Origin of the sequence: Sphingomonas endophytica (assembly GCF_014199415.1) — a bacterium.
Lineage (GTDB): Bacteria > Pseudomonadota > Alphaproteobacteria > Sphingomonadales > Sphingomonadaceae > Sphingomonas > Sphingomonas endophytica.
Map to the genome: position 1 here is coordinate 1 of NZ_JACIJN010000001.1, position 12,366 is coordinate 12,366.

The 12,366-nt window shown below is 67.5% G+C and carries 9 protein-coding genes, 1 tRNA gene and 1 rRNA gene; 10 read left to right on the forward strand and 1 reads right to left on the reverse strand.

The genetic code is table 11. The annotated features are described in order from the left end of the window. Positions 1-132 precede the first annotated feature (132 nt). The 7 genes from rrf to FHS97_RS00035 all read left to right on the forward strand — a co-directional run bounded on the left by rrf (position 133) and on the right by FHS97_RS00035 (position 5,414). Positions 133-247, forward strand: a 5S ribosomal RNA gene (gene rrf, locus FHS97_RS00005). Positions 248-292: 45 nt separating this feature from the next. Further along, positions 293-369, forward strand: a tRNA-Met gene (locus FHS97_RS00010). 588 nt (positions 370-957) lie between these two features. After that, positions 958-1,281: a hypothetical protein gene (locus FHS97_RS00015; protein WP_184032242.1), complete on the forward strand. Its 324-nt coding sequence runs from the start codon at positions 958-960 to the stop codon at positions 1,279-1,281. A 52-nt stretch (positions 1,282-1,333) separates the two neighbouring features. Next, positions 1,334-1,924 carry a hypothetical protein gene (locus FHS97_RS00020; RefSeq protein WP_246346348.1) on the forward strand — a complete coding sequence of 197 codons (591 nt, stop codon included), beginning with the start codon at positions 1,334-1,336 and terminating at the stop codon, positions 1,922-1,924. 204 nt (positions 1,925-2,128) lie between these two features. Next, positions 2,129-2,437, forward strand: a complete 309-nt coding sequence (locus tag FHS97_RS00025) for a hypothetical protein (RefSeq protein ID WP_184032244.1) — start codon at positions 2,129-2,131, stop codon at positions 2,435-2,437. Between the two features lie 186 nt (positions 2,438-2,623). After that, positions 2,624-3,316, forward strand: coding sequence for a hypothetical protein (locus FHS97_RS00030; RefSeq protein ID WP_184032246.1), 693 nt, complete (start codon positions 2,624-2,626; stop codon positions 3,314-3,316). 688 nt (positions 3,317-4,004) lie between these two features. Next, a complete protein-coding gene (locus FHS97_RS00035) occupies positions 4,005-5,414 on the forward strand; it encodes a carboxylesterase/lipase family protein (RefSeq protein ID WP_184032248.1) in 1,410 nt (469 codons plus the stop codon). 12 nt (positions 5,415-5,426) lie between these two features. On the opposite strand, the gene FHS97_RS00040 is transcribed toward FHS97_RS00035, so the two are convergent. Continuing rightward, positions 5,427-6,311 carry a LysR substrate-binding domain-containing protein gene (locus FHS97_RS00040; RefSeq protein ID WP_184032249.1) on the reverse strand — a complete coding sequence of 295 codons (885 nt, stop codon included), beginning with the start codon at positions 6,309-6,311 and terminating at the stop codon, positions 5,427-5,429. 187 nt (positions 6,312-6,498) lie between these two features. Here FHS97_RS00040 and FHS97_RS00045 point away from each other — a divergent pair, with 187 nt between their 5' ends. Genes FHS97_RS00045 through FHS97_RS00055 form a run of 3 tightly spaced genes read left to right on the forward strand, consistent with a single transcriptional unit; the run spans position 6,499 to position 12,279 of the window. Further along, on the forward strand, positions 6,499-9,702 hold the full coding sequence (locus FHS97_RS00045) for an efflux RND transporter permease subunit (protein WP_184032250.1): 3,204 nt from the start codon (positions 6,499-6,501) through the stop codon (positions 9,700-9,702). Further along, a complete protein-coding gene (locus FHS97_RS00050) occupies positions 9,695-10,864 on the forward strand; it encodes an efflux RND transporter periplasmic adaptor subunit (RefSeq protein WP_184032251.1) in 1,170 nt (389 codons plus the stop codon). The genes FHS97_RS00045 and FHS97_RS00050 overlap by 8 nt, the downstream gene beginning before the upstream one ends. A gap of 5 nt (positions 10,865-10,869) precedes the next feature. Further along, positions 10,870-12,279 carry an efflux transporter outer membrane subunit gene (locus FHS97_RS00055; RefSeq protein WP_425506274.1) on the forward strand — a complete coding sequence of 470 codons (1,410 nt, stop codon included), beginning with the start codon at positions 10,870-10,872 and terminating at the stop codon, positions 12,277-12,279. The last annotated feature ends 87 nt before the right edge of the window (positions 12,280-12,366 follow it).

Genomic DNA, 12,366 nt, shown 5'->3' on the forward strand with positions numbered 1-12,366 from the left:
AGAGCACACACCCCCAACAACAGCGTTGGATGCAGGGTGATTGACCCTCAACCAGACATACAGTGCATCGATTTGAACCCGTCTCCCCCCGCCGCTAACCGGCCGGGGAAGACACATGTGCAGGCTCCATTGCCTGGTGGCCATAGCGTCGGTGAACCACCCGATCCCATCCCGAACTCGGACGTGAAACCCCTCTGCGCCAATGGTACTATCGCTCAAGCGATGGAAGAGTAGGTCGCCGCCAGGCATTGCAGCTCGCACATCAGAACCCATCCACAACACTACACCTCGGCGCGGGGTGGAGCAGCCCGGTAGCTCGTCAGGCTCATAACCTGAAGGTCACAGGTTCAAATCCTGTCCCCGCAACCATCACACACACACAACGGCCCCGTCTCCAACGAGACGGGGCCGTCGTGCGTTCGATACCCGCCAAAAACGCGCAGCCCGCGATACCCAGACGGCGTTGTGCGCCTTACTAAAAAACCTCCGCGCCCAACCTCCCCCGCGCCACCTCAACGATAACCTCCCATCGTCACCTTCAGGACTTATCCGTTCAAATCCCCCGACCTAGCTGAAGCTTGGTGGCCGGGTGACAGCCGCGTTAGCCGATCGCGCCGCTCGAGGCGACGCGTCGCAGATCCTCCAGAACATGACATCGTGCGGTGCGTGCTGCCGAAATTCCCGCGGCCAGCGCGGGCGATGCGCAAATAATAGCGATTGTAAACAGGTTGTTGCCCTTGACTTGCGCCAACACTTGCGCGTTCAATTGATCACTGAGCGCAGCTAACTGCAGCATAGGCGTGCTGTCGAACGATCGTCGACTAGAGTGGAATTTGTTAGCATTGAAGAGCGTCGGATCGCTCTGCCAGGTTGAGGAGGATCATATCGACCTGTCGCCAGCACCCGCGTTCGCCAGTGGGCCCTCGACCGGCGCTTCGTTCGGTAAAGAGCACTACCATGTTCATCGAAATCGTCCGCGTCAGCGTAATCCCGCCTAACCGCGGCTTGCCGTTCTCCAAACAACCGCCGATTGCGAACAAGACTTCGCTGTTGATCCGCCGACGACGGCGCACTCTGCCTGCTCGCCTTGAACTCGCCGCCGCGCGCCTGCACACGATCGGCCTGCGGCGCGATATCGGCAAACTAGCCAACCGATTTTCCTGCGTACTTCAGCGCCCCGCGAGCAATGCCAGCGGCTGGCTGCTCGCGCTGATCGGCTGGCGGCGCTTGCGTGAGCGGCCGGCCTTCGGTCAAGGGGCGGCGGTCAGCCGGGATACTTAACGCGCTATAATCACCGCTCACCTGGGCATCATTTTACGCTACAGTCATCGGAATGCGCATCCTCTCTTCCACCGCCCTCCTGTCGGCTATCGTGATTGTCGCGACCGCGCCGGTCGCCCCGGCACACGCCGCGAATTACGCCACACGCGATATCGGCGACTGGATCGTTGCTGCGAGCACCGATCAAAGGGGCTGCTTTCTTACGCGCGCCTATCCCGGGCCGCGCGGCACCACGCTTCAGTTCGGCCTCGATGTCGATGGCAGCAACCGGCTGACGTTGCTCAACGACAATTGGTCGATCCGCGCGCGCGAGCAGCTTCGGCTCGACTTCAGCCTCTCCAATTCGGCTTTCCCGCGACATATGGCCATTGGCATCACTGCGCAGGGCAGGCGCGGCTTCGTTACCGATTTCGGCACGAGCTTTCCGCGCAGCTTCGCCGCCTCCACCTATCTCAAGGTGCGGCGCGGCGACGTGCCCGTGGAGGAGTTGAAGCTGGACGGTAGCGGCGCTGCCGTGGCTGAGTTGCGCAAGTGCGTCGATCGTCAACGTGCGCCCGCTACCGGCAAGGCAGCGCGCGATGGCAGCGCTCGCATACCGCTCGATCCGTTCGCCAGCAGCATCACTCGCGATTCGAGGAAGTAACGAACGACCCCGCGTTGGTTCAGCAATGGTTAATGGACAAGTATTCGTGTAGCTTCCGAGAAGCGAAAACAAGTGTACCACGAGCATCTGGGGCGGGAACACCTCCATCTGGCGCATAAGGAGCTCACTTGGTCGCTCCGACCATTGCCGGTTCGTTGCAATCAGGGCTCCCTGAGGTGGCTAGAGATTATTTGGAAGATTGTGATGCTTACCTCCTTTGCCAAACTTTCCCCTGCGATTGCGATCCTGCTCATCGCGCCGACGCTCGGCGGCTGCGCTACCAAGAAATATGTGCGTGAGCAGATCGAGCCGGTCAGCGCCCGCGTCAGCACGCTGGAGACGCAGTTGCAGGCCACGGACGGCACTGCCAAGCAGGCGCTCGCCGAGGCACAGGCGGCTTCCGGTCAGGCGCAGCAGCACGGGCAGCGTCTCGACCAGCTGAACGGCCGGGTCGATGGCGTCGAGCAGCGGCTCCAGCAGCAGGAGCAGCGCGGCAAGCGCCCGCGCCACTAAGCGCCGATGCGATCTCGCGACCGCCGCAACGCCATTCGGCACCCGATCGGGAACGCTGGATGGCGCTCAGGCCACGGCGCGCAGACCAACGCCGCGCGCGCGATGTCGATCGCCGCGTTCGGACGTTGACAATATCCGGCGGCCGCTCGCAATGGGCGGCCGCTTCCGGCTTGTGGCGATACCATAATGATTTCACAGCTCTTCACCGGCCTGGTGCTGGTCGCCGCCGCGATGCCCTCCGCTTCGAAGACGAAGCCGCATCAGCCATCAGCCGCTCCGGTGTCGATGCCGGCTGCGGCGCCCGTCGTGCCGCCATCGGCCGAGGCGCTGCGTGTCGCCGACTGGGTCGCGACGTCGCACGACAATCACGCGCTGCCTTATGCCGTGATCGACAAGAATAATGCGGCGCTCATCCTGTTCGACGCCAAAGGGAAGATGGTCACGCAGGTGTCGGTGCTGATCGGCATCGCGCCGGGCGACGACGCGACCCCCGGCGTCGGCAGCAAGAAGCTCGGCGAGATCGGTCCTGCCGAAAAGACCACCCCCGCCGGCCGCTTCCTCGCCAAGTTCGGTTATGCCGCCGGGCGCCAGCGCGTGTTGTGGGTCGATTACACCAACAGCGTCGCGATCCACCCAATTCCCGGCGATGCTGCGCGTTCCGAGAACCGCCGCGCCCGGATGCTGTCGCCGGAGACCGACGATAACCGCATTACCTTCGGTTGCATCAACGTGCCGCGCGGCTTTTACGCCACGGATCTGCGGCCTCTGTTCCAGAAGAAGGGCGGCTATGTTTATGTGTTGCCCGACACCAAGCCGCTCGAGGAGGTCTTTCCGCGGCTCCGCGTCCATGCGCTGACATCGGGCAGGGACGCCGTCTAGGTCGGAGTTGGTCCACTCTCCGTCGTGCTCGCCCCTTCGACATCTTCGATCCGACCCACATCTTGCGACTGCGGCAAGAAGCGGGAATCCGCAGCAGGTTCGGGATGACGAACGAAGGCAAGCGAGCCGTCGACGTCGATCGATCGACCGAGCGTCTGCAGCGTCATTTCAAGGGTTTCCGCCGAAGATCGAGAGCTGGTGCATGAAGCGCATCTTACAGGTGACGTAAGCGATGCCCTTCCATCAGCCATGCGCGCCCGGACGCGCAGATCGTGTCGCTGGAACGCGGCGCCGAGCCCGGCTGGCACGCAGGGAATGCTGTACGCCCGCAGCGCCGAACGGCAGATGATCGCGACGACGGAGCTGGAGGTCGCTTTAACGTCGCCGGTAAATCCACCGACCTTAACCCCTCTTAGCGATCCGGCAAAGGCGTGCGACGCGGCGCGCGGCGCTGCGGATAGGTGCCGGTGGCAGGCGGCGGGCGACGGCTGCCGCCGTCCCGATCATCGCGTTTCCCGAGCCAGTCGGTCGATGGCCGGCAAAAAGTCATCATCCTGCGCCCGGTCGTAGGAAAAGGCAGCTTGCGAACGACTTGATAATCTACGCCGCGTCGGTTTCCTGGGGATGCGGCGCGGCCGGAACTCTGGCAGCATCAGCGTGCCGACGCAGCAAGGGCAGAGAGGTGAGGATGAAATTTGCGACGATGATGCTGGCGGCCGGGGGCGCCTTGTTATCCTGCGCCGCGCACGCGCAGACGGTGGCGACCGAATCCGGCAAGGTCGCGGGCAGCACCAACGACGGTGTCACGAGCTGGAAGGGCATCCCCTTCGCCGCGCCGCCGGTCGGCCCGCTGCGCTGGCGCGCGCCACAGCCTGCCAGCCGGTGGAGCGGCGTGCGGCAGGCGACCGCCTACGGCCACGATTGCATGCAATTGCCGTTCCCCAGCGACGCCGCGCCGCTGGGCACCACGCCTGCCGAGGATTGTCTGACCGTCAACGTGTGGAAGCCGGGGGGCAAGAACAGGCTGCCGGTGATCGTGTGGATCTATGGTGGCGGGTTCGTCAACGGCGGCGCGTCACCGCCGACCTATGCCGGCGCGAACCTCGCGCGGCAGGGGGTCATGTTCGTCAGCTTCAATTACCGGCTCGGTCGGTTCGGCACCTTCGCGCATCCGCAACTGACCGCGCAGGACCCTGACAAGGGGCGGCTTGGCAATTACGGCTATCTGGATCAGCTCGCCGCGCTCCAGTGGGTCCAGCGCAACATCGCGGCGTTCGGGGGCGACGCCGCGAATGTGACGATCGTCGGCGAGAGCGCGGGCGGCATGTCGGTCAACACCATGGTCACGTCGCCGCTCACCCGTGGGCTGTTTGCGCGCGCCATCGTGATGTCGGGCGGGAACGGGCAGAACCGCGGCACCGACGGGCTGGCCGGTGCTGAAGCGATCGGGGTCGATTTCGCGGCGGCCAAGGGGATCGCGCGCGACGATCCAGCCGCGCTTGCCAAGCTTCGCGCGCTATCGGCGGAGACGGTGACCGACGGCCTGAACCTCACCGCGCTGTCCGGGCGTACCGCGGAGCCGAAAACCTTCGCGAGTCCCTATGCGGACGGCGTCGTCGCGGTGGATGCGGCGGCCGCCTATCGTAGCGGCGCATTTCCCAAGATACCGGTCATGATCGGCGCAACCGACAATGATATCGGCGGCGCGACTGGCTATATGGTGGCGGGCGCGCGCCAGCTTGCCGGCGCGATCGCCAGAGCCGGCGCACCGGCCTATCATTACCGCTTCGCCTATGTCGCCGAGGGGCTCGGCACGACGGGCGCTGGCCATGCCACGGACATCCCGTTCTTCTTCGACACCGCCGCGACCAAATATGGCGAGGCGACCACGCCGCGCGACCGCCGGATGGCGCGAACGATCAGCGCCTATATCGTCAACTTCGCCAAGACCGGCGATCCCAACGGCGCCGGACTGCCCCGCTGGCCGCGCTATGACCCGCGCACGGACGAGTTGCTCGACTTCACCGCCAAGGGCGAGGCGGTGGCGCGCAAGGATCCGCTCGGCCCCGCGATCGATGCCGTCACGCTGACGCAATAGCGGTCGTGCGGCTTACGTACCCTTCACGATTGCGGCGAAGTTCGCCGCGGTCCGGGTGCAGGCGCGGGCGTGGACGAGCCAGATCGCGCTCACCGCACCGTCGTCGGCAAACGGCGTATAGACGAGCCCCGCCGAGCGGAGCGCGCACAAGGATTGCGCCACCACCGTGATGCCGACTCCCGCCGCGACAAGGCCGAGCAGGGTGGAGACCTCATGCACCGTTTGCGCGACGCGCGGTGCGACGCCGTCGGCGCTCAACAGCGCGAACAGCTCCTTGGTGAAGCCGCCGCTGCGGTCGCTCGCATAAACGACCAGCGGATAGGCGGCGGCGTCGGCCAGCCTTAGTCCGGCACGCCCGGCGAGCGGGTGGTCGGGGCGGGTCGCGACCATCAGCCGCTCGCTGAGGATCCGGGTCGCGACCAGCTCCGGGGGAAGCGTCGGCGGCGCGGCGCTGCGCAGGAAGCCGACATCGAGCGAGTCGGCGACGATCGCCTCCACCTGTGCGCGGCCGGCGACCTCGGACAGCGCGAGCTGCACTTCCGGGTAGTTCAATCGGTATTCGTAAATCGCGCTGGCGACGCGGGGGATGAAGGGGGCGGAAGCGTTGAAGCCGATCCGCAGCTCGCCCAATTCCCCGCGCGCGACGCGCCGTGCGATCAGCGCCGCTTTGTCCGCCTCCGCCAGCACCCGGCGCGCCGCGTCGAGGAACGCGGTGCCGGCGCGGGTCAGCGCGACGCGGCGGCTGGTGCGGTCGAGCAGCCGCACGCCCAGTTCGTCCTCAAGCTGTCGAATTTGCTGGCTGAGTGGCGGCTGCGAAATACCCAGCCGCGCCGCAGCGCGGGCGAAGTGCAGGTCCTCGGCAACCTGAACGAAGTAGCGCAAATGGCGAAGCTCCATGATTGATAGGCTCTACGTATCAATCCTCGCGGAAACAATATTAGACAAAGCGGCAATCGGCGCTCATTCGCTGCGGCGCGGCATCTTTGTCGCCGCCGCCCTGAACCGGTCGTCTGATGCCGCTTGCGCCAGCCGCGCGCGGCATTGTGTGCACGGGAAAGGGCGCCACCAACGGGAAGCTGTGCCCATGATCGGCATCGTACGCGTCGCGCTGTCACGACCGCTGACCTTCATCGTCATGGCGATCCTGATCGCCATCGTGGGCGTGCTGGCGGCGATCCGCACCCCGGTGGACATCTTCCCCGACATCAAGGTCCCGGTGATCGCGACCGCGTGGCAGTACGCCGGCCTGTCGCCCGACGAAATGTCCGGACGGATCATCACCCCGTTCGAGCGCGTGCTGACCACGACGGTCAACGACATCGACCATATCGAGAGCCAGTCGCTGCCCGGCATCGGGGTGGTGAAGATCTACTTCCAGCCCGGCGCCGACATCCGCACCGCCACGGCGCAGGTCACCTCGGTGTCGCAGACCGTGCTCAAGCAATTGCCGCCGGGGATCACCCCGCCGCTGGTGCTCAATTACAGCGCCTCGACGGTGCCGATCGTCCAGCTCGCCTTGTCGGGCAAGGGGCTGTCGGAGGGGCAGATGTTCGATCTTGCCAGCAATCAGGTGCGCCCCGGGCTGGTGACGGTGCCGGGCGCGGCGATCCCGTATCCGTCGGGCGGGCGGCAGCGGCAGATCCAGATCGACCTCGATCCCGACGCGCTGCAATCCAAGGGGCTGTCGGCGCAGGATGTCGGCAATGCGATCGCGGCGCAGAACCAGATCAACCCGGCCGGCTTCGCCAAGATCGGGGGCTTCCAGTACAGCGTCCGGCTCAACAACGCGCCCGGCTCGATCGAGGAGCTGAACAGCATTCCGGTCAAGGTTGTGGACGGCGCCACGATCTACATGCGCGATGTCGCGCACGTCCGCGATGGCTCTGCACCGCAGACCAATGTCGTGCACGTCGACGGGTCGCGCTCGGTCATCATGACGGTGCTCAAGAACGGCGCGACTTCGACGCTGGCGATCGTACAGGGGATCAAGGACGCGCTGCCCAAGATCCAGGAGACATTGCCGAGCACGCTCAAGATCGTGCCGATCGGCGACCAGTCGCTGTTCGTGCGCGCGGCGGTGGAGGGGGTGGTCAAGGAAGGCTTGATCGCGGCGGCGCTGACCAGCCTGATGATCCTGCTGTTCCTCGGATCGTGGCGCTCGACGGTGATCATCGCAATCTCGATCCCGCTCGCGATCCTGTCGGCGATCATCGGGCTGGCGGTGACGGGCAACACCTTGAATACCATGACGCTGGGCGGGCTGAGCCTGGCGGTCGGCATTCTCGTCGACGACGCGACGGTGACGATCGAGAACATCAACTGGCATCTCGAACAGGGCAAGCCGGTGCACCGCGCGATCCTCGACGGCGCGGCGCAGATCGTGACGCCGGCGTTCGTGTCGCTGCTGTGCATCTGCATCGTGTTCGTACCGATGTTTTTCCTGCCCGGGGTCGCGGGGTTCCTGTTCGTGCCGCTGGCGCTGGCGGTGGTGTTCGCGATGATCGCGTCTTTCATCCTTTCGCGCACGCTGGTGCCGACGATGGCGATGTATCTGCTGCGGCCGCACGGCGCGGGCGACGACCACGACCAGCATAGCGCCGGGTCGCCGATGTCTCGCAACCCGCTGGTGCGCTTCCAGCGCGGGTTCGAAGCGCGGTTCGAGCGCTTCCGGACCGGTTACGGTGCGATGCTGGAACGCGTGCTCGCCGTGCCGAAGGGGTTCGTGATCGGGTTCCTTGCGGTGGTGCTGCTGTCGTTCGGGCTGGTGCCGTTTCTCGGGCAGAATTTTTTCCCGTCGGTCGATGCCGGGCAGATCGCGATGCACGTCCGCGCGCCGGTCGGCAGCCGGATCGAGCAGACCTCGGCCGAGTTCGACCGCATCCAGCGCCGCATCCGCCAGATCATCCCGGCCGACGAGCTGGTGTCAATGGTCGACAACATCGGGCTGCCGGTCAGCTCGATCAACACGACCTACAACAATTCGGGAACGGTCGGCCCGCAGGACGGCGACGTGCTGATCCAGCTTTCGCACGATCACCGGCCCACCGAAGACTATGTTCGTCGTCTCCGCGAGCAGCTGCCGCGCGACTTCCCCGGCGCGACCTTCTCGTTCCTGCCGGCGGACATCACCAGCCAGATCCTCAATTTCGGTGCGCCGGCGCCGATCGACATCCAGATCACCGGCAAGGACGCCGCCGCCAACGCCGCTTACGCGCAGAAGATCATGCGCCGCATCGCGCGCATCCCGGGTCTTGCCGACGCGCGCATCCAGCAGTCGGCGCGCTATCCGCAGCTCAACGTCGCGGTCGATCGCAGCCGGATCGGGCAATATGGGCTGACCGAGCGCGACGTGACCACCAGCCTCGCCAGCTCGCTGGCCGGGACGCAGCAGACCGCACCGGTGTTCTTCCTCAACCCCGACAACGGCGTCTCCTATCCGGTGGTGGCGCAGGCGCCCGAATATCGGGTCGGGTCGATGAGCGATCTGTCGAGCATTCCGGTAACGGGAACGAGCGGGCGTTCGCAGGTGCTGGGCGGGCTGGGGACGATCGTCCGCGGCAATGCTCCCGCGGTGGTGTCGCACTACAACATCGCGCCGGTGGTCGACATCTTCGCGACGCCGGCCGGGCGGGATCTCGGCGCGGTGTCGGACGACATCCAGCGGGTGCTCGACGACCTCAAGGCCGAAGCGCCCAAGGGCGCGACCGTCACAATGCGCGGGCAGTTTGCGACGATGAAGAGCGCCTTCTCCGGGCTCGGCTACGGGCTGCTCGGCGCGATCGTGCTGATCTATCTGCTGATCGTCGTGAACTTCCAGAGCTGGCTCGATCCGTTCGTCATCATCACCGCGCTGCCCGGCGCGCTGGCGGGGATCATCTGGATGCTGTTCACCACCGGCACGACGCTGTCGGTTCCCGCGCTGACCGGTGCGATCATGTGCATGGGCGTCGCCACCGCCAACGCGATCCTCGTGGTGAGCTTCGCGCGCGAGCGGCTCGCCGAGCTGGGCAACGCGACCGCCGCCGCGCTGGAGGCGGGCATGACGCGCTTCCGCCCGGTGCTGATGACCGCGCTGGCAATGATCATCGGCATGTTGCCGATGGCCCTGGGGCTCGGCGAGGGCGGTGAGCAGAATGCGCCGCTGGGCCGGGCGGTGATCGGCGGGTTGCTGGTCGCGACCTTCGCCACGTTGATGTTCGTTCCCGTCATCTTCAGCCTCGTCCACCGTCGCCACGGCGCGACGCGCCCGGTGCGTGAGGCCAGCCATCTGGAGGAAGCCCATGTCTGAGGCGTCGACCGACGCGCCGCCGCCCGCGTCATCCCGTTCGCTGCGCACGGCGGGGATCGCCGCGGCGGTGATCGCGGTCGGCGTGGTCAGCGTGGGGATCGCCACGCGTTCGCGCACCGAAAGTCGGCTCGCCGACTGGACCGCCGCGCAGGCGACCCCGACCGTCGCGGTGATCCGGCCCAAGCCGGCGGCGGCGACCGGCGCGCTGACGCTGCCGGCGACGTTGCAGGCGCTCAACAGCGCGCCGATCTTCGCGCGGACCAGCGGCTATGTCCGCAAATGGTATGTGGACATCGGCGATCCGGTCCGCGCCGGGCAGACGCTGGCGGTTCTGGACGCGCCGGAGATCGACCAGCAACTGGTCGCCGCGCGCGCCGATCTGGAGACCGCGCGCGCCAACCAGCAACTCGCCGCCTCGACCGCCGCCCGCTGGCGCAACATGCTCGCCAAGGATGCGGTATCGAAGCAGGAGACCGACGAGAAGGTCGGCGACCTCGCCGCCAAGACCGCCGTCGCCAATGCCGCGCGCGCCAATGTCGCGCGGCTGACCTATACGCAGGGCTTCACGCGGCTGGTCGCGCCGTTCGCCGGCGTGGTGACCAGCCGCTCGACCGATATCGGCGCGCTCGTCACCGCGGGCACCGCCGCGTCGACGCCGTTGTTCACCGTCTCCGACGTGCGGCGGATGCGCGCCTATATCCGCGTGCCACAGAATTATTCGGCGCAGATCCATCCCGGTATGCACGTCGCGCTGACGCTGCCCGAATATTCCGGCCGCACCTTCGATGCGACGCTGACCCGTTCTGCCGGGGCGGTGGATCAGGCGTCGGGCACGGTGCTGGTGCAGGTCGAGGCCGCCAACCCCGATCGCGCGCTAAAGCCGGGCGCCTATGCGCAGGCGAGCTTCCCGGTCGCGGGCGCGAGCGGCGCGGTGGCCTTGCCCGCCAGTGCGTTGATCGTCGGCGAGAAGGGCACGCAGGTCGCGCTCGCCGGCAGCGACGGCAAGGCGCATTTGCGCACGATCCGGATCGCGCAGGACCACGGCAACACCGTCGAGGTCAGCGCGGGCGTCAGCGCCGCCGATCGCGTCATCGACAACCCGCCCGACTCGCTGGCCGACGGCGACCGGGTGCAGGTGCAGAACGCGAAGGCCGAACGGTGAGCGGGCTGCGTCGTCGCCCGCAGGGGGCGGGGCGGGGCGCCGCGCTGGCGATGCTGCTCGCCACCGCCGCCTGTTCCGCCGCGCCCGACTACGTCCGCCCCCGCACCGCGGCGCCGGCGGCGTACAAGGAGGCAGCGGGCTGGCAGGCGGCCGGCACCCATCCCGCTCCGCCGGGCCGGTGGTGGGAGGTCTTCGCCGATCCGGTGCTCACCGGGCTGGAGGACCGGGTCGTGGCCGGGAACCAGGACCTCGCGGTTGCCGCGGCGCGCTACGAGCAGGCGCGCGCGCTCGCGCGGCAGGCGCGGGCCGACCGCTTTCCGCAGGTCGGCGTCTCGGCGGACGTCAGCCGCGACCGCGTCTCGGACGGGCGGCCGCTCGCACCCGGCGGCGCGGCCCCCTATACGGTCGGGACGGTTGGGGCGTCGCTCGCCTATGAGCTGGACCTGTTCGGGCGGGTGCGCAATTCAGTACGCGCCAGCACTGCCGATGCCGCCGCCAGCGCGGCGGACGTCGCCGCGGTTACGCTCGGGCTGCAGGCGCAACTCGCCGGCATCTATTTCGACATGCGCGGGCTCGACGCGCGGATCGTGCTGCTGCGTCAGACGGTCGCGGCGAACGAGCGCGCCTATCAGCTCACCGACACCCGCCACAGCGGCGGGATCGCCTCGGGGATCGACGTCAGCCGCGCGCAGACCTTGCTGTCGAGCGCGCGCGCCGAACTGTCGGCGGTCGGGGTCGCACGGCAACGCGACGAACATGCGATCGCGGTATTGCTCGGCGAGCTGCCGTCGACCTTCGCGCTGGCGGTCGACGATCGGCAACTTGCGCCGCCGCCGATCCCGGCCGGGCTGCCGTCGACCTTGCTAGAACGCCGCCCCGACATCGCCGCGGCCGAGCGGCGGGTGGCCGCCGCCAATGCGCGGATCGGTGTGGCGCGCTCGGCGCTGTTCCCGAGCGTCACGCTCGGCGCGGCGGGCGGGTTCGAGGCGGCGCGCGGCTCGCTGCTCAGCGCGTCGAACGGCTTCTGGGCGCTGGGGCCGCTCTCCGCGGCGCTGGCGATCTTCGACGGCGGGCGGCGAAGGGCGGGGGTGCAGCGCGCACGCGGGGAATATGACGAGGCGGCGGCGTCCTATCGGCAGACCGTGCTCACCGCGTTCCGCGAGGTGGAGGATGCGCTCGCCAGCCAGCGGCTGCTTGCCGCGCAGGAGCGCGACCAGCGCACCGCTGCCGATGCCGCGGAACATACCCGCGAGCTGGCGCTGATCCGCTACCGCGACGGTGCGTCGGATTATCTCGAGGTGGTCAGCGCCCAGACGGCGGCGCTTGATGCGCAGCGTGCGCTGCTGACGGTGCGCAGCGAGCAATTGCAGACCGCGACCGACCTGATCCGCGCGCTCGGCGGATCGGCCGGCTAGAGTTCGATCCGTTTACGTGGAAGCGGCACCGGCCCGTTCCACCACCCGGCCGCTTAATCGGGCTATGCGATGGGCGGTCGGGTGGAG

What these genes read in the sequence shown, in the direction of transcription:
- FHS97_RS00035 (WP_184032248.1), top strand. Translation starts at nt 4,005, where the DNA reads ATGAAATTTGCGACGATGATGCTGGCGGCCGGGGGCGCCTTGTTATCC.
- FHS97_RS00030 (WP_184032246.1), top strand. Translation starts at nt 2,624, where the DNA reads ATGATTTCACAGCTCTTCACCGGCCTGGTGCTGGTCGCCGCCGCGATG.
- FHS97_RS00045 (WP_184032250.1), top strand. Translation starts at nt 6,499, where the DNA reads ATGATCGGCATCGTACGCGTCGCGCTGTCACGACCGCTGACCTTCATC.
- FHS97_RS00025 (WP_184032244.1), top strand. Translation starts at nt 2,129, where the DNA reads ATGCTTACCTCCTTTGCCAAACTTTCCCCTGCGATTGCGATCCTGCTC.
- FHS97_RS00020 (WP_246346348.1), top strand. Translation starts at nt 1,334, where the DNA reads ATGCGCATCCTCTCTTCCACCGCCCTCCTGTCGGCTATCGTGATTGTC.
- FHS97_RS00015 (WP_184032242.1), top strand. Translation starts at nt 958, where the DNA reads ATGTTCATCGAAATCGTCCGCGTCAGCGTAATCCCGCCTAACCGCGGC.
- FHS97_RS00050 (WP_184032251.1), top strand. Translation starts at nt 9,695, where the DNA reads ATGTCTGAGGCGTCGACCGACGCGCCGCCGCCCGCGTCATCCCGTTCG.
- FHS97_RS00040 (WP_184032249.1), bottom strand. Translation starts at nt 6,311, where the DNA reads ATGGAGCTTCGCCATTTGCGCTACTTCGTTCAGGTTGCCGAGGACCTG.